At 70.5% G+C, this 14,649-nt stretch carries 12 protein-coding genes and 1 pseudogene; 8 read left to right on the top strand and 5 right to left on the bottom strand.

The window, feature by feature from the left end; translation table 11 throughout:
• The 7 genes and pseudogenes from ACZ55A_RS33905 to ACZ55A_RS33875 form a co-directional block, all read left to right on the top strand.
• Positions 1 to 148: pseudogene (locus tag ACZ55A_RS33905) on the top strand (roadblock/LC7 domain-containing protein); the annotation flags it as partial.
• Between the two features lie 103 nt (positions 149 to 251).
• The gene (locus ACZ55A_RS33900; protein ID WP_468848474.1) at positions 252 to 662 is read left to right on the top strand and encodes a DUF742 domain-containing protein; all 411 of its coding nucleotides are present in this window, start codon (positions 252 to 254) and stop codon (positions 660 to 662) included.
• On the top strand, positions 643 to 1,236 hold the full coding sequence (locus ACZ55A_RS33895; RefSeq protein ID WP_468848472.1) for a GTP-binding protein: 594 nt from the start codon (positions 643 to 645) through the stop codon (positions 1,234 to 1,236). Before ACZ55A_RS33900 ends, ACZ55A_RS33895 begins: the two co-directional genes overlap by 20 nt.
• 399 nt (positions 1,237 to 1,635) lie before the next feature.
• Positions 1,636 to 4,770, top strand: a complete 3,135-nt coding sequence (locus ACZ55A_RS33890; RefSeq protein ID WP_468848469.1) for a sensor histidine kinase — start codon at positions 1,636 to 1,638, stop codon at positions 4,768 to 4,770.
• A gap of 10 nt (positions 4,771 to 4,780) precedes the next feature.
• The gene (locus ACZ55A_RS33885; protein ID WP_030257992.1) at positions 4,781 to 5,194 is read left to right on the top strand and encodes a roadblock/LC7 domain-containing protein; all 414 of its coding nucleotides are present in this window, start codon (positions 4,781 to 4,783) and stop codon (positions 5,192 to 5,194) included.
• Between the two features lie 84 nt (positions 5,195 to 5,278).
• Entirely contained in the window at positions 5,279 to 5,884 is a 606-nt protein-coding gene (locus tag ACZ55A_RS33880; protein WP_468848466.1) for a DUF742 domain-containing protein, read from the top strand.
• A complete protein-coding gene (locus tag ACZ55A_RS33875; protein WP_073447656.1) occupies positions 5,865 to 6,443 on the top strand; it encodes a GTP-binding protein in 579 nt (192 codons plus the stop codon). The genes ACZ55A_RS33880 and ACZ55A_RS33875 overlap by 20 nt, the downstream gene beginning before the upstream one ends.
• Before the next feature lie 88 nt (positions 6,444 to 6,531).
• On the opposite strand, the gene ACZ55A_RS33870 is transcribed toward ACZ55A_RS33875, so the two are convergent.
• From ACZ55A_RS33870 to ACZ55A_RS33855, 4 genes are all read right to left on the bottom strand, one after another.
• Positions 6,532 to 7,185, bottom strand: coding sequence for a DUF4360 domain-containing protein (locus ACZ55A_RS33870; RefSeq protein WP_468848464.1), 654 nt, complete (start codon positions 7,183 to 7,185; stop codon positions 6,532 to 6,534).
• Between the two features lie 267 nt (positions 7,186 to 7,452).
• A complete protein-coding gene (locus ACZ55A_RS33865) occupies positions 7,453 to 7,659 on the bottom strand; it encodes an acyl-CoA carboxylase epsilon subunit (protein ID WP_468848461.1) in 207 nt (68 codons plus the stop codon).
• 56 nt (positions 7,660 to 7,715) lie between these two features.
• Positions 7,716 to 9,299 (bottom strand): acyl-CoA carboxylase subunit beta, encoded by a 1,584-nt coding sequence (locus tag ACZ55A_RS33860; protein WP_468848458.1) that lies wholly within the window; start codon positions 9,297 to 9,299, stop codon positions 7,716 to 7,718.
• Positions 9,300 to 9,520: 221 nt separating this feature from the next.
• Positions 9,521 to 11,944 (bottom strand): polysaccharide lyase 8 family protein, encoded by a 2,424-nt coding sequence (locus tag ACZ55A_RS33855; protein WP_468848456.1) that lies wholly within the window; start codon positions 11,942 to 11,944, stop codon positions 9,521 to 9,523.
• A 247-nt stretch (positions 11,945 to 12,191) separates the two neighbouring features.
• Here ACZ55A_RS33855 and ACZ55A_RS33850 point away from each other — a divergent pair, with 247 nt between their 5' ends.
• Positions 12,192 to 12,812, top strand: a complete 621-nt coding sequence (locus ACZ55A_RS33850) for a YceI family protein (RefSeq protein ID WP_468848453.1) — start codon at positions 12,192 to 12,194, stop codon at positions 12,810 to 12,812.
• A 90-nt stretch (positions 12,813 to 12,902) separates the two neighbouring features.
• Here ACZ55A_RS33850 and cimA read toward each other — a convergent pair whose 3' ends face one another.
• Positions 12,903 to 14,540, bottom strand: coding sequence for a citramalate synthase (cimA, locus tag ACZ55A_RS33845; RefSeq protein WP_468848451.1), 1,638 nt, complete (start codon positions 14,538 to 14,540; stop codon positions 12,903 to 12,905).
• Positions 14,541 to 14,649: the final 109 nt, after the last annotated feature.

Genomic DNA, 14,649 nt, shown 5'->3' with positions numbered 1-14,649 from the left:
CTCCGACGGATCGTCGCTGGCCGTTCTCGCGCACCCCGAGTGCGACATCGGCCTCGTCGGTTACGAGATGGCCCTGCTGGTCGACCGCGCGGGCACGGTGCTGACGCCCGACCTGCGCGCCGAACTCCAGGGCAGCCTGCTGCACTGAGGCGTCCGCAGCGCCACCGTTCAGCCCCTGCCAACCCATTCCACTGCCGCCACCCCCCACCGGCCCAAACCGACGACAGTGCTCTGTCCCGTCCGGAGGACCCATGACCCCGCCACCTGCCACTTCCGGCCCGTACGGCGCCTACAGCCAAGCGCCGTACGGGGACGAAGGGGACCAGCCGCTGGTGCGCCCGTACGCCATGACCGGAGGCCGGACCCGGCCGCGCTACCAGCTCGCCATCGAGGCGCTGGTCAGCACGACCGCCGACCCCTCCCAGCTGCCCGGGCTGCTTCCCGAGCACCAGCGGATCTGCCACCTGTGCCGCGAAGTGAAGTCGGTTGCCGAGGTCTCCGCGCTGCTGCACATCCCGCTCGGCGTGGCCAGGATCCTGGTCGCGGACCTGGCGGAGGCCGGAATGGTGGCGATCCACCAGCCCGGCGGCAGTGGCGAGGCCGGCGGCACGCCGGATGTGACCTTGCTCGAGAGGGTGCTCAGTGGACTTCGCAAGATCTGACAACGGCTTCGACGGGGGTTCCGCCCGCGCCACCACGTCCGCCAAGATCGTGGTGGCGGGCGGCTTCGGCGTGGGCAAGACCACCTTCGTCGGCGCGGTCTCGGAGATCAATCCGCTGCGTACGGAGGCCGTGATGACCTCCGCCTCGGCGGGCATCGACGACCTCAGCCACGTCCAGGACAAGACGACCACGACCGTGGCCATGGACTTCGGCCGGATCACCCTGGACCAGGACCTGATCCTGTACCTGTTCGGTACGCCCGGCCAGGACCGCTTCTGGTTCATGTGGGACGACCTGGTCCGTGGTGCGATCGGTGCGGTGGTGCTGGTCGACACCCGGCGTCTGGCCGACTGCTTCCCGGCCGTGGACTACTTCGAGAACAGCGGGCTGCCGTTCGTCATCGCCCTCAACGGCTTCGAGGGGCATCAGCCGTACACGCCCGACGAGGTGCGTGAGGCGTTGCAGATCGGCCCCGGGACCCCGATCATCACCACCGACGCACGCCACCGCAGCGAGGCCAAGAGCGCGCTCATCACGCTCGTCGAGCATGCGCTGATGGCCCGCCTCCAGTAGGAGCGCCGACGGCCCCGCCACTCATCTGGCGCGGGCCGTACGGAAGTTGCCTTCCGCTGATGGTCCGTCGTGCCCGGGCCGGTTCCCGCGATGCGCGGAATGGACCTGTGTCCTTCGACACGCCGACAAATTTGCTTCATAACGTTTCGACAGTGAATCACCGAAGTTTCGACACCCCATGCGCATGCCCGGCTTCGCTGTGCTCACAAATTCCCGGCCTTTTGGCGTCTCTCGCCCCTAACGCCCCTTTTATCTAAGGCGCTTCAGCGCCTGCTCCGGCTTTGTCCAGTGTTTGGAACGCACCGCCCTGACGTGCTGAAATTCGCTGAACTCCGGAGTAGGAACGCCAAGAAGAAACGGCACAGCAGGTAGTGCCGGCGCCGAGAGGTTGTTGGTCGAGTGAGGCGAAGCAAGTCGAGCCCCGAGCCGCAGGAACCGCGGCGGGGCAACTTCACCCCGCCACCGAGAGGTGGCGTACCGGCTTCCGACGCGCCCGAAAACACGGTCGCGAAGCCTCCGGTCAGCGGCGGTAAGTACTCGCCGCGCAACTGGCGCGTGGCGACCCGACTGAACGCCATCCTGCTGATCCCCGTACTGGTCGCCCTGGTCTTCGGCGGCCTGCGGGTCAACAGCTCGTTCGCCACCTGGCAGGAGGCGCAGGACGCGGAGAACACCGCGAAGCTCGTGCGCGCCGCGCTTTCCTACAGCAACGCGGTGATCGACGAGCGCGACCGCACCGCGGCGCCCCTGCTCCAGGGCAAGAAGGACGACCCGGCCGTCCAGGCGGCCAGGGACGCCACCGACGCCGCCGCCGACACGTTCCACCAGGCCGCCAAGGCCATGCCGGACAAGCCGGGCCTCAAACGCCGGCTCGCCGCCTTCGAGAAGGCCGAGCCCAAGCTCCAGCAGCTGCGCCAGGTCGCCTTCACCTCCAAGCTGCGCGGTGTGCAGACCGAGGAGGGCTATGTCGAGGTCCAGCACCCGCTGATGGAGTTCGCCAACGAACTCGGCCTGGGCACCGGCAACATCACCTCTTACGGCCGCACCGTCTACGCCGTGGCGCTGGCCAAGGCCGCCGAGTCGCTCCAGCGCTCCATCGGCACCCACCTCCTGGTCGACCCGGCGTCCCCGCAGGGCGGCAAGGAGCACAAGCTCCAGCTGACCGCCTTCGCGTCGTACCGCTACCTGGAGGGCATCGCCATCGGCGAGTACACCTCCGGCGGTACGCCCGAGGACGTCGAGCGGCTGAAGAAGGACGCCGCGGCCCTCAAGCAGTCCGCGCAGCAGAAGATCGCACAGGCAAAGGCCCAGGCGCAGGCCGCCGGCCGGCCGTTCCGCACCCCGCCGCCGATCGACCAGATGGGCACCTGGATCGGGACCGGCGCGGCGCCGGAGACGCTGAGTCCGAAGGGCGTCACCTCCGACAGCTACTTCGCGGCCGCAACCGGCAAGTTCAATATGTACCGGTCCATCGAGAAGGACCTGGCGGACAAGGCCGTGAACGAGGCGGCGCACATCGCCGACGACGCCCGGCGGTCCACCTTCGTGGACTCCGGTATCGCGGTGGCCGCGCTGATCGCCGCGTTCGTGGTGGCCGGCATGATGGCCCGCCGGATGAGCCGCAACATGCGCCAGCTGCGCAATGCCGCCTTCGGTATCGCCGAACAGCGGCTGCCGATGCTGGTCGACCAGCTCTCGCGGACCGACCCGGGCCGGGTCGACACCCGGGTGTCGCCCATCCCGATCGCCACCACCGACGAGATCGGCGAGGTCGCCCGCGCCTTCGACCAGGTGCACCGCGAGGCCGTCCGGCTCGCCGCCGAGCAGGCGCTGCTCCGGGGCAACGTCAACGCGATCTTCACCAACCTCTCCAGCCGTAACCAGGGCCTGATCGAGCGCCAGCTGGAGCTGATCACCGACCTGGAGAACAACGAGGCGGACCCGGACCAGCTGGAGAGCCTCTTCCGGCTCGACCACCTCGCCACGCGTATGCGCCGCAACGGCGAGAACCTCCTCATCCTCGCGGGCGAGGAGCCGGGCCGCCGCTGGAACCAGCCGGTGCCGCTGGTCGACGTCCTCCGGGCGGCGATCAGTGAGGTCGAGTCGTACGAGCGAATAGACCTCACCGGCGTCCCCGAGAGCGAGATCCACGGCACGGCCGTGACCGACCTCGTGCACCTGCTGTCCGAGCTGCTGGAGAACGCCACCACGTTCTCCTCCCCGCAGACCAAGGTGCGGGTGGCCGCGACCCGGCTGCCCGACGGCCGGGTGATGATCGAGATCCACGACAAGGGCATCGGGCTGACCCCCGAGGACTTTGCCGACATCAACCACAAGCTGGCGAACCCGCCGAGCGTGGATGCCGCGATCTCCCAGCGCATGGGCCTGTTCGTGGTCGGCCGGCTGGCCGACCGGCACGGAATCCGGGTGCAGCTGCGCCCCTCCGGCGAGCAGGCGGGCACCACGTCCCTGGTCATGCTGCCCGAGGCGATCACCCACGGCGGTGGCGGCGAGGAGCAGTTCGAGGACGACTTCACGGTCTCCCGGATCGTGCCGGAGCACCAGCAGAAGTCGTACGACGGCCCGGGCCACCAGCCCACCGCCGCCGAGCTGGGCTTCGACGACAGCGCCTACGGACGGCCGGACGCCGCCGAGCTGGACATGGTCGGCCGCTCGCTGATGCGCGAGGAGCGCCGGGCGGCGCTGGAGGCCCAGGCGACCGGCGAGCAGCAGGCCGAGGCCGGTCCGCACCAGGGCCAGGACGGCGGTCAGGGCGGCGGGAATCCGCTCTTCCGTGAGCAGGAGCCGTCCCCCACCGGCTACCAGGATTTCCCGTCCCAGGATTTCCCCTCCCCGGGGTATCCGGAAGCCGATCAACCGCTCTATGACGACCGGTCGCACGGCAGCCAGGCATTCGGCGACCCGCACTTCGCGGAGACCACCGGCCAGCAGCCATTCGTCTCCCACGAAGCGGCACAGCCGGACGAATGGGCCGAACGCCCCGCATTCGAGGGCTACTTCGGAACCGAAGCGGAATCTGACCGGAATACCCCTGCCGCTCCCGCTGACGCGTCCGAGCGCGTACCATTCGAGCGTCCGGGCCCCACACCGAGCGACGCCCCCTCGCTGACGGACGCCGGCCTTCCGCGCCGCGGAGGCCGCGACCAGCAGGCACCGCAGGTTCAGCAGCAGCGGGGCACGCCGGAGACCGGCCAGGACGGCTCCGACTGGCGCAGCTCCAACGACGAGCGCTGGGAGCGGGCGGAGCGGCTGCGCGAGCCGAAGGCGGGCGGAGTCACAGCCTCCGGCCTCCCCCGGCGGGTGCCCAAGGCCAACCTGGTCGAGGGTGCCGCGGAGCAGACTCCGCAGGGCGGCCCCCAGGTCTCCCGCGCTCCGGAGGACGTCCGCGGCAGGCTGAGCAACCTGCGCCGCGGCGTCCAGCAGGGACGCAGCGTCGGCACGGACCCCTCCGGGGTCCCCCAGAATGACCAACAGGGCTTCGGCCCCGGCAGCACCTACGATCAGGAGCGTTAGTGTGAGCCCGATGAGCCAGGCGGCGCAGAATCTGAACTGGTTGATCACCAACTTCGTGGACAACACCCCTGGGGTGTCCCACACGGTCGTGGTCTCCGCGGACGGGCTGCTCCTCGCCATGTCCGAGGGTTTCCCTCGTGACAGAGCCGATCAGTTGGCGGCGGTGGCCTCCGGGCTGACGTCGCTGACCTCCGGCGCCTCCCGCATCTTCGAGGGCGGGAGCGTCAACCAGACCGTGGTGGAGATGGAGCGCGGCTTCCTCTTCATCATGTCCGTCTCCGACGGATCGTCGCTGGCCGTTCTCGCGCACCCCGAGTGCGACATCGGCCTCGTCGGTTACGAGATGGCCCTGCTGGTCGACCGCGCGGGCAGCGTCCTGACGCCGGACCTGCGCGCCGAACTGCAGGGCAGCCTTCTCAACTAACAGACAGGCAGTGCGTTTCCCGCCACCGGGCCTTATGGTTCGGTGGCGCGACCGGCGTCAGACAGGCAAGTTGGAGGAGGAGACGTGGCAACGCCCCCGAACGGATACCCGTACGGTTCCGGGCAGGAGTCCGGACCTGTGGGCGACACCCATAACAACCGCTTCAACTTCCCGTCTGCGCCGAGCCGTCGGCCGCAGCGGCTCCAGCCGCAGCAGCCACAGCCCCAGCAGCAGCCCCGGCCGTACGACTCCCAGCCGTACGAGCCGTCGGTGTACGACGAGCCGCAGGCGCCGCGCATCCAGCCGGTGCAGCCGCCGCGGAAGCCCGAGCCCGCCCCCAGCGGCGCGAACAACCCGCTCGTGCGCCCGTACGCCATGACCGGAGGGCGCACCAGGCCGCGCTACCAGCTCGCCATCGAGGCGCTGGTCAGCACGACCGCGGACCCCTCCAAGCTGCAAGGCCAGCTGCCGGAGCACCAGCGCATCTGCCACCTCTGCCGTGAGATCAAGTCAGTGGCCGAGATCTCCGCGCTTCTCTCCATCCCCCTCGGCGTCGCCCGGATCCTCGTCGCCGACCTGGCGGAGGCCGGACTTGTCGCCATCCATCAGCCCGGCGGGGACGAGACCGCCGGCGGACAGCCAGATGTGACACTGCTCGAAAGGGTGCTCAGTGGACTTCGCAAGCTCTAGCGGTGCAGCCCGCTCCACCACCTCCGCGAAGATCGTGGTGGCGGGCGGCTTCGGCGTGGGCAAGACCACGTTCGTCGGGGCCGTCTCAGAGATCAATCCGCTGCGTACCGAAGCCGTGATGACCTCCGCCTCGGCGGGGATCGACGACCTCACGCACGCGCCGGACAAGACGACCACGACCGTCGCGATGGACTTCGGCCGTATCACCCTGGACCAGGACCTGATCCTGTACCTGTTCGGTACGCCCGGCCAGGACCGCTTCTGGTTCATGTGGGACGACCTGGTCCGTGGTGCGATCGGTGCGGTGGTGCTGGTCGACACCCGGCGTCTGGCCGACTGCTTCCCGGCCGTCGACTACTTCGAGAACAGCGGCCTGCCGTTCGTCATCGCCCTCAACGGCTTCGACGGACACCAGCCCTACACGCCCGACGAGGTCCGTGAGGCGCTCCAGATCGGCCCCGACGCGCCGATCATCACCACCGACGCGCGCCACCGCAGCGAGGCCAAGAGCGCGCTCATCACGCTCGTCGAGCATGCGCTGATGGCCCGCCTGCGCTAGCAGACCACCGCGCCCGGGCTTTGGCCCTGGCGCCGCCCATGGGGCCCGTACGCGGCTGCGTACGGGCCCCATGGGTGTTCTCCGGGCCTTACTTGCGGGTGGGGCAGTGCTTCCATGCGAAGTGGTACAGGGTGTTGATGCTGCCGTCGGTGGAGTCCATGGCCATGAAGCTGGTGACCTTGGGGTCCGCCGATTTGCCGTCCACCCTCAGTTCGGTGTTGATGTTGAAGTAGCGCTCCTCGCCGCAGGGTGCGTAGACCAGCGCGTCGATGTCGGTCTCGTCCGACGTCTGCCAGTTGCTGTCGTAGGGCCCCTTGAAGGTGTGGCTCTTACGGGCCGTCTGCTGCTGGCCCTGGAAGTAGTAGTTGGCCTGCTCCAGCCCCTTGGCGCCCGGGGCCAGTGAGGCGTAGCCGCGGTAGTCGGCCCGGGCGATCGCGTAGGTGAAGCCCTGCGGGACATGCACATTGAGCGCGATCTGGCAGTTCTTACGGGCGTCGGTGGGCTTGCTGGAGCCGCCCGCCTGGGCCAGGTACTCGCTGTAGGTGACGGTGAAGGCGGTGTTGTCGGGTGCGATGGCCACCGCGGCGCTGCCGGGTCTGCAACCCGATCCGTTCACCGTGGCGACGGTAATGGTGATCTTTCCGGTGGGCGGTTCATCGCCGAACCGTGCCGGCGCGGTGGGGGATGCCGATCCGAGGAGCAAGGATGCCACTGCGGCACCAACACTCAGCGTGCTGAGCATGGGCTCGTCCTTCCGGTCGTCCTAGGGCCCGCGGAGCGGGAGCACCAGGTGTGGGATGACGAGCGCATGCCAGCACGGGCAGCGCGGCTTGAACAGCTCTGCTCCCCAGGTTTGGGGCGAACCTACGCCTTGATTCGGACGCGGGATGCCGAACCGTAACACTGCCGAACGAATGGTGAGGAACGGTCATGCCCCGGCGTCCGGGCGGGAGTTGAACGGCTGAGGGGCCCCGCACCGAAGTGCGGGGCCCCTCAGGAGTGCAACGGCTCAGCGCTGCCAGCTGGTGGCGCCGTGGAAGCCGGTCTGGCGCTCCAGCCGGCGCCAGCGCGCGGCGGTGGCGCGCGGGTGGGCCGGGGCATCGGCCGGCCGGTGGGCGGCGCGGGCCAGCAGGACGGCGGTCAGGGCGGCCAGCTCTTCCTCGCTGGCCTGGCCCTTCTCCACGCGGATGGAGTCGGTGCGGAGGGCAGGGTTCACGGTGTCTTCTCCGTCGTCGCGGTGGGCGTAGTGCCGGGTGCGGGTGCAGGGTGTGGTTACTGGGGCGGGTTGCCGTGCTTACGGGCCGGCAGGTCCGCGTGCTTGGTGCGCAGCATCTCCAGGGCGCGGATGAGCGTGTGGCGGGTCTCGGCGGGGTCGATGACGTCGTCGACCAGGCCGCGCTCGGCCGCGTAATACGGGTGCATCAGCTCGGACTTGTACTCCTTGACCATGCGGGTGCGCATGGCCTCGGAGTCGTCCGCCTCGGCGATCTGCTTGCGGAAGATGACGTTGGCGGCGCCCTCGGCGCCCATCACCGCGATCTCGTTGGTCGGCCAGGCGTAGGTCAGGTCGGCGCCGATGGACTGCGAGTCCATGACGATGTAGGCGCCGCCGTAGGCCTTGCGCAGCACGATCGAGATCCGCGGGACGGTGGCGTTGCAGTAGGCGTAGAGCAGCTTGGCGCCGTGCCGGATGATGCCGCCGTGCTCCTGGTCGACGCCGGGCAGGAAGCCGGGGACGTCCAGGAGGGTGACGATCGGGATGTTGAAGGCGTCGCACATCTGGACGAAGCGGGCGGCCTTCTCGGACGCCTCGATGTCCAGCACACCGGCCAGCGACTGCGGCTGGTTGGCGATGATGCCCACCACCCGGCCGTCGAACCGGCTCAGCGCACAGATGATGTTGGTCGCCCAGCGCTCGTGGACCTCCAGGTACTCGCCGTCGTCGACGATCTCCTCGATGACCTTGCGCATGTCGTAGGGCCGGTTGCCGTCGGCCGGAACCAGGTCCAGCAGCGCGTCACCGGACCGGTCGGCGGGGTCCTCACAGGGCACCACCGGCGGGTTCTCCCGGTTGTTGGCCGGCAGCAGCGACAGGAGGTAACGGACCTCCTCCAGGCAGGTGACCTCGTCGTCGTACGCGAAGTGCGCCACACCGGAGGTCTCGGCGTGCACATCGGCGCCGCCCAGGCCGTTCTGGGTGATCTCCTCGCCGGTCACCGCGCGCACCACGTCGGGTCCTGTGATGAACATCTGCGAGGTCTCGCGGACCATGAAGACGAAGTCGGTCAGGGCGGGGCTGTAGGCCGCGCCGCCCGCGCACGGGCCGAGCATCACCGAGATCTGCGGGATGACCCCGGAGGCCTTGGTGTTGCGCTGGAAGATGCCGCCGTAGCCGGCCAGTGCGGAGACGCCCTCCTGGATACGGGCACCGGCACCGTCGTTGAGCGAGACCAGCGGGGCGCCGGCCTGGATGGCCATGTCCATGATCTTGTGGATCTTGGTGGCGTGCGCCTCGCCGAGCGCACCGCCGAAGATCCGGAAGTCATGTGCGTAGGTGAACACGGTCCGGCCGTGCACGGTGCCCCAGCCGGTGATCACGCCGTCGGTGTAGGGCTTCTTGGCCTCCAGGCCGAAGCCCGTCGCCCGGTGCCGCCGCAACGGCTCGACCTCGTTGAACGAACCCTCGTCCAGCAGCAGCTCGATCCGCTCGCGCGCCGTCAGCTTGCCCTTGGCACGCTGCGCTTCGGTCGCCCGCTCGCTGGGTCCTCGCCGGACCTGCTCACGGATGGCGTGCAGCTCGGCGACGCGCCCGCGAGCGTCGTTGGCGCCGGCGGGCAGATCTTCGACAGTGGTCATGCATCGACGGTACGTGTGCGGGGCGCCCCACACCGATGTCGGTTTCGTACAACGTCCCATGCGTTTTGGTGGGCAGGCAGTACAGAACCCTCCTGTACGAGGCCCGCGTCACGGCACCCGTTCGGGTGGCGTGGCCGCAGCTGGTCTGTATGGGCCCGACAAACGGCAGTGCGGTGCCGTTGTCCTGACCGCTGCCCCGGCGGGGCGGGCGTCGGCCCAGGTCAGCCCAGCCGCACCGTACAGCTGTGGGTGGCGCAGTCCGTACCGGGGGCGAGGCGCAGCCGCAGGGCCCGCCCGGTGGCCAGCACCTCGATCGCCGGGTCCTGGGCGAGCACCGCGCGCACCGGCCGTGACCAGGTGATCTCCAGTGTTTCGCCGGACCGCTCGGGGGCCGCGACGCACAGCCGCGCCGTCCGTGCGTGCCGCCGCTCGCGGACGAGGACGCTCGCCGGTCCGCCGGCGGTGAGCGGTCCGGCGCGGCCCGCCCGCCAGAAATTGGCGGCCGTTACGCCGAGCGGGTCGACCGCGATCGCCTGCCGGCCGGCGTCGTTGGCGAGCACGGTCAGCCAGTGCCGGTCGGCGGCGCGCGCGGTGAGGGTGCGGGCGGTGGCGCCCGGCATGAGGAGGTAGGCGTAGCGGGCGCCGTCCGGGTCGGTGCCGTGGTCGTGCCAGAGGGTGAGGTAGCGGCGGGTGAACGGCTGCCGGGAGGAGGTGGCGTTGATGTCGTGCCAGGAGCCGGTACGGGCCTCGCGCAGTGCCATGAGGGGGGCGCCGCCGGGGAAGACCCAGCCGCCGTGTCCGGCGAGGTGGGCCCAGTGGGCGCGGCGGAAGGAGGTGGTGCGGCCGAGCGTGCCGGGCTGCCGTACGCCGTCGACGGTGAGCGTCCGGGTGCCGTACTCCCCCAGGCAGCGGTTGTCGACGACGGTCTCGACGGGCACCTGGTCGCGGGCGGTGATGCCGGCGCCCAGGCAGACGATGCAGTCGGCGAGCGCGAACCAGGACTTGCGGGCGGTGAGGGTGGAGGCCAGACCGCGCAGGTCCTGGCCGATCGCGGCGAAGGTGCCGTCGGTGGTGCCGCCGACCCAGCGCGCGGCGGGCCGGGGCTCGCCCCAGCCGCCGCCTTCGTTGTCGGCGAGCCGCTTGGTGGACACCGTCGTTCCGGGCAGCCGGTAGGGGTCGACGGTGGGCCAGAAGGCGTCCGTGTACTGGTCGCCGCCGAAGTCGGCGCCCCACCAGTAGAGCATTCCGGCGCCGGTGTGCCAGCCGTGCGGGTTCTCGCCGTTGCCGTTCTCGTAGTACGTGATGCGGTCGGAGGCCATGGCGAGGCCGGCCGCCCAGCCGGGGCGGCGGTGCACCGCGCGGTCCATGGCGGGGAAGAGCCGGTGGCCGACGGGTTCGGGGGCGGGCGCCACCGGGCGGTCGGCGATCCTGCGCAGCCGGGCGAGGTCGGCGACTCCGTACTGCCGGTCGGTGAGCACCGGCAGCGTACGGTCACGGGCCGCCCAGCCCTTGATCATGCCGTGCCAGCGGTCCCGCTCGGCGGGGCTCGCGGCCTCGGAGAGCAGGGCGACGGCGGCGATCAGGGCGTGCCCGTGGTAGTGGTCGCTGCGCATGATCCGCCGCTCGTCGTTGCGGAGGTAACCGCGGCTGACGGCACGGCCGTTGACGCTGTCCATCATCAGTCCGTTGTGGAGCAGCGGGGCGTAGGCGTGCTCGACGCTGTCGAGGACGGTCTGCCGGGCGGGGTCGGTGACCTGCCAGGACGAGCCGCCGAGCAGGGTGAACAGCCGGCCCAGGCCGTCCAGCAGGACAGCGCCGTAGGTGCCGGAGTAGGCGACCCAGGTGTGCTGGACGAACGAGCCGTCGGCGTAGAGGCCGTCGCCCTTGGTGACATAGGGGAAGACGGGGGAGAGCGCGTCGCGGGCGAGGGCGATCTTGTCGGGGGCGCGGCCGAGGATGCCGCGCAGGGCGACCACCCGGCACAGGTCGACGCGGTTGGCGCCGGTGCTGGTGCCGGTGTATTCGCCGAGCATCGCGTCGGGGACGAAGTGGTCGACGGCGGCGAGGCAGCGCTCGCGCAGCGCGTCCGGCACTCCCCCGGCGCTCAGATGCTCGTCGAGGAGCGCGAGCGAGTCGAGGAGGAGTCTGGGGCTGCCGATCTGCCACTCCCACCAGTTGCCGTAGCGGGTGGTGCGGGTGTTGTAGACGGTGGTTTCGAGGTGGTCGAGGCCGGTGAGCAGGGCGTCGGCGAGGCCGGGGTCGCCGGTACGGCCGGTGCCGGGCTGGGCGTAGGCCTGGGCCATGGTGTGCAGGCGGCTGTAGCTCTGGGTGATGCCGGACGGCGGGTCGTAGCGGCAGTCGGGCCAGAGCGACCCGTCGGCCGGCCGCATGGCCGACCGGAAGGTGTCCGCGAGACTGCCGGTCTCCTGGAGGACGGCGGCGTACGGCGGGGCGGCCGGGTCGAAGCCGGTGCCGAGGGTGAGGTCGCACCAGCGGCCGCGGAGGGTGCGGTACTCGTCCGCGGGGGCGGTGGGCCGCGGGACGGCGGATGCGGGGCGGGCGGCGACGAGGCCGAGCGCACCCGCCGTGGAGGCGGTGAGAAATCCTCTGCGTGACCAGACGGACGGGGTGGGATCGGTCGGCACGGTCGGTCCTCTCCATGGCGTCAACTGGGGTGTGGCGCTGCGCACTTGGGAGTTCCCGATGGTCTAGCACGGGCTCTCGCACAGCGGCAATGACCGCGCCGCAACGCCGTCCGCCACCCGTCCGGCCGAACCCGGCCCACGGTGCCGTCCGGGCCACCCGGAACCAAGAGGTTGAACATTGAACTAGATCCGGTTATGGTCGACCTAGTTGAAGGTTAAACAAACGATCCGTTCTGGAGGAGGAGCCATGGCTCTGTTCAACCGCAAGCGCACCGCCGAGACCGCCGCCCCCGCCGCCGTCCTCGAGGCGGACCCCGCGCTCGCCGCGCTGACCGGCGACTACACCATCGACCCGGCCCACAGCAGCATCGGCTTCACGGTCCGGCACGCCATGGTCACCAACGTCCGCGGCGCCTTCGGCGAGTACACCGGCACGCTCGCCCTGGACGGCGCCGACCCGGCCCGCTCCACCGCGTCCCTGGACGTCAAGATCGCCAGCATCGACACCGGCATCGCGGACCGCGACGCCCACCTGCGCAGCGCCGACTTCTTCGACGCCGAGAACTTCCCGCTGATGACCTTCCGCAGCACCGCCGCCGAGCGGGTGGGCGGCGACCGCTACCGCATCACCGGCGATCTCACCCTGCGCGACGTCACCAAGCCGCTCACCATCGACCTGGAGTTCAACGGCGCGGCCACCGACGTCTACGGCGCCGAGCGGGTCGGCTTCGAGGGCAGCGCCGAGATCCTGCGCTCCGACTGGGGCCTGACCTGGAACGCCGCGCTGGAGACCGGCGGCGTGATGGTCAGCGACAAGGTCAAGCTCACCTTCGACATCTCCGCGGTCAAGGCGGCCCCGCAGTCCTGACCGGCAAAGCCCCCGGCAACACCGCGGCCCCGCACGGCCCCTCTCCCCCGAGGGCCGTGCGGGGCCGCGGTCATCGCGCGCGGGCGGCGCTCACTCCTGCGGTTCCACCCCGGCCCGCAGCAGCCCGTAGGCGTAGGCGTCGTCCAGCGCCTGCCAGGACGCGGCGATGACGTTCTCCGCGACGCCGACCGTGGACCACTCGCCGCGGCCGTCGCTGGTGGAGACCAGGACCCGGGTGATCGAGCCGGTGCCCAGGGCGCCCTCCAGGATGCGGACCTTGTAGTCGACCAGTTCCATGTTGGCCAGCTGCGGGTAGATCCGCTCCAGGCCGACCCGGAGCGCCCGGTCCAGGGCGTTGACCGGACCGTTGCCCTCGGCCGTGGCGACGATCCGCTCGCCCTTCGCCCACAGCTTCACCGTCGCCTCGTTGGCGTGCGTGCCGTCCGGGCGGTCCTCGACGATCGCCCGCCAGGACTCGACGTCGAAGTAGCGCGCCGGCCTGCCGTGGACCTCTTCGCGCAGCAGCAGCTCGAAGGAGGCGTCCGCGGCCTCATAGGTGTAGCCGGCCAGCTCACGCTCCTTGACCCGCTCGACGACCCGGCCGACCAGCTCACGGTCGCCGCTCAGATCGAAGCCCAGCTCCTTGCCCTTGAGCTCGATGGAGGCCCGGCCGGCCATGTCGGAGACCAGCATCCGCATGGTGTTGCCGACCAGCGCCGGGTCGATGTGCTGGTAGAGGTCCGGGTCGACCTTGATCGCGGAGGCGTGCAGCCCGGCCTTGTGCGCGAAGGCCGAGACCCCCACGTAGGGCTGGTGGGTGGAGGGGGTGAGGTTGACGACCTCGGCGATGGCGTGCGAGATCCGGGTGGTCTCGGCGAGCTTGCCCTCGGGCAGCACCCGGCGCCCGTACTTGAGCTCCAGCGCGGCGACCACCGGGAAGAGGTTGGAGTTGCCGACCCGCTCGCCGTAGCCGTTGGCGGTGCACTGGACGTGGGTGGCGCCGGCGTCGACGGCGGCCAGGGTGTTGGCGACGGCGCAGCCGGTGTCGTCCTGGGCGTGGATGCCCAGCCGCGCGCCGGTGTCCGCGAGGACGGTCCGTACGACGGCGGTGATCTGCGCGGGCAGCATCCCGCCGTTGGTGTCGCAGAGCACCACCACATCGGCGCCGGCCTCGCTCGCGGTGCGCACGACCTGCTTGGCGTAGACCGGGTCCAGCGCGTAGCCGTCGAAGAAGTGCTCACAGTCGAGGAAGACCCGGCGGCCCTGGGAACGGAGATAGGCGACGGTGTCCCGCACCATCGCGAGGTTCTCCTCCGCCGTGGTGCGCAGCGCCAGCTCCACATGACCGACATGGGACTTGGCGACCAGCGTGATCACCGGGGCCTGGGACTCCAGCAGCGCGGCGACCTGGGGGTCGTCCTCGACACGGACCCCGGCCTTGCGGGTGGCGCCGAACGCGACCAGCTGGGCGTGCCGGAAGTCGATCTCCTCGCGGGCGCGCTGGAAGAACTCGGTGTCCCGCGGGTTGGCGCCGGGCCAGCCGCCCTCGATGAAGCCCACGCCGAAGTCGTCGAGGTGCCGGGCGATGGTCAGCTTGTCGGCGACGGTGAGGTTGATGCCCTCGCGCTGCGCACCGTCGCGGAGCGTGGTGTCGAAGACATGGAAGTCGTCGGACACCGCGCCCGCGGGGCGGGCGGTGGATGAGTGGGCTTGGGGTTCGTCCGTCATGCTGGTCTGGCTCCTGTCGGGATCTCGGTCTACCGGAATGACCGGTTCCACCGCCCCTCCATGGTCCCTCGCGCTCCGCCTCCGGTGGGTGTGGGCCGGAAACGAAAAA

The sequence above is a fragment of the Streptomyces sp. NPDC034111 genome, assembly GCF_055575375.1.
Note: the sequence above shows the minus strand (reverse complement) of the source record. Positions and strands in the feature narration are given on the sequence as shown.

Bases quoted from the DNA above. Each gene is read 5' to 3' on its own strand.
- ACZ55A_RS33900 (WP_468848474.1), top strand. From the start codon at position 252: ATGACCCCGCCACCTGCCACTTCCGGCCCGTACGGCGCCTACAGCCAA.
- ACZ55A_RS33850 (WP_468848453.1), top strand. From the start codon at position 12,192: ATGGCTCTGTTCAACCGCAAGCGCACCGCCGAGACCGCCGCCCCCGCC.
- cimA (WP_468848451.1), bottom strand. From the start codon at position 14,540: ATGACGGACGAACCCCAAGCCCACTCATCCACCGCCCGCCCCGCGGGC.
- ACZ55A_RS33860 (WP_468848458.1), bottom strand. From the start codon at position 9,299: ATGACCACTGTCGAAGATCTGCCCGCCGGCGCCAACGACGCTCGCGGG.
- ACZ55A_RS33885 (WP_030257992.1), top strand. From the start codon at position 4,781: ATGAGCCAGGCGGCGCAGAATCTGAACTGGTTGATCACCAACTTCGTG.
- ACZ55A_RS33870 (WP_468848464.1), bottom strand. From the start codon at position 7,185: ATGCTCAGCACGCTGAGTGTTGGTGCCGCAGTGGCATCCTTGCTCCTC.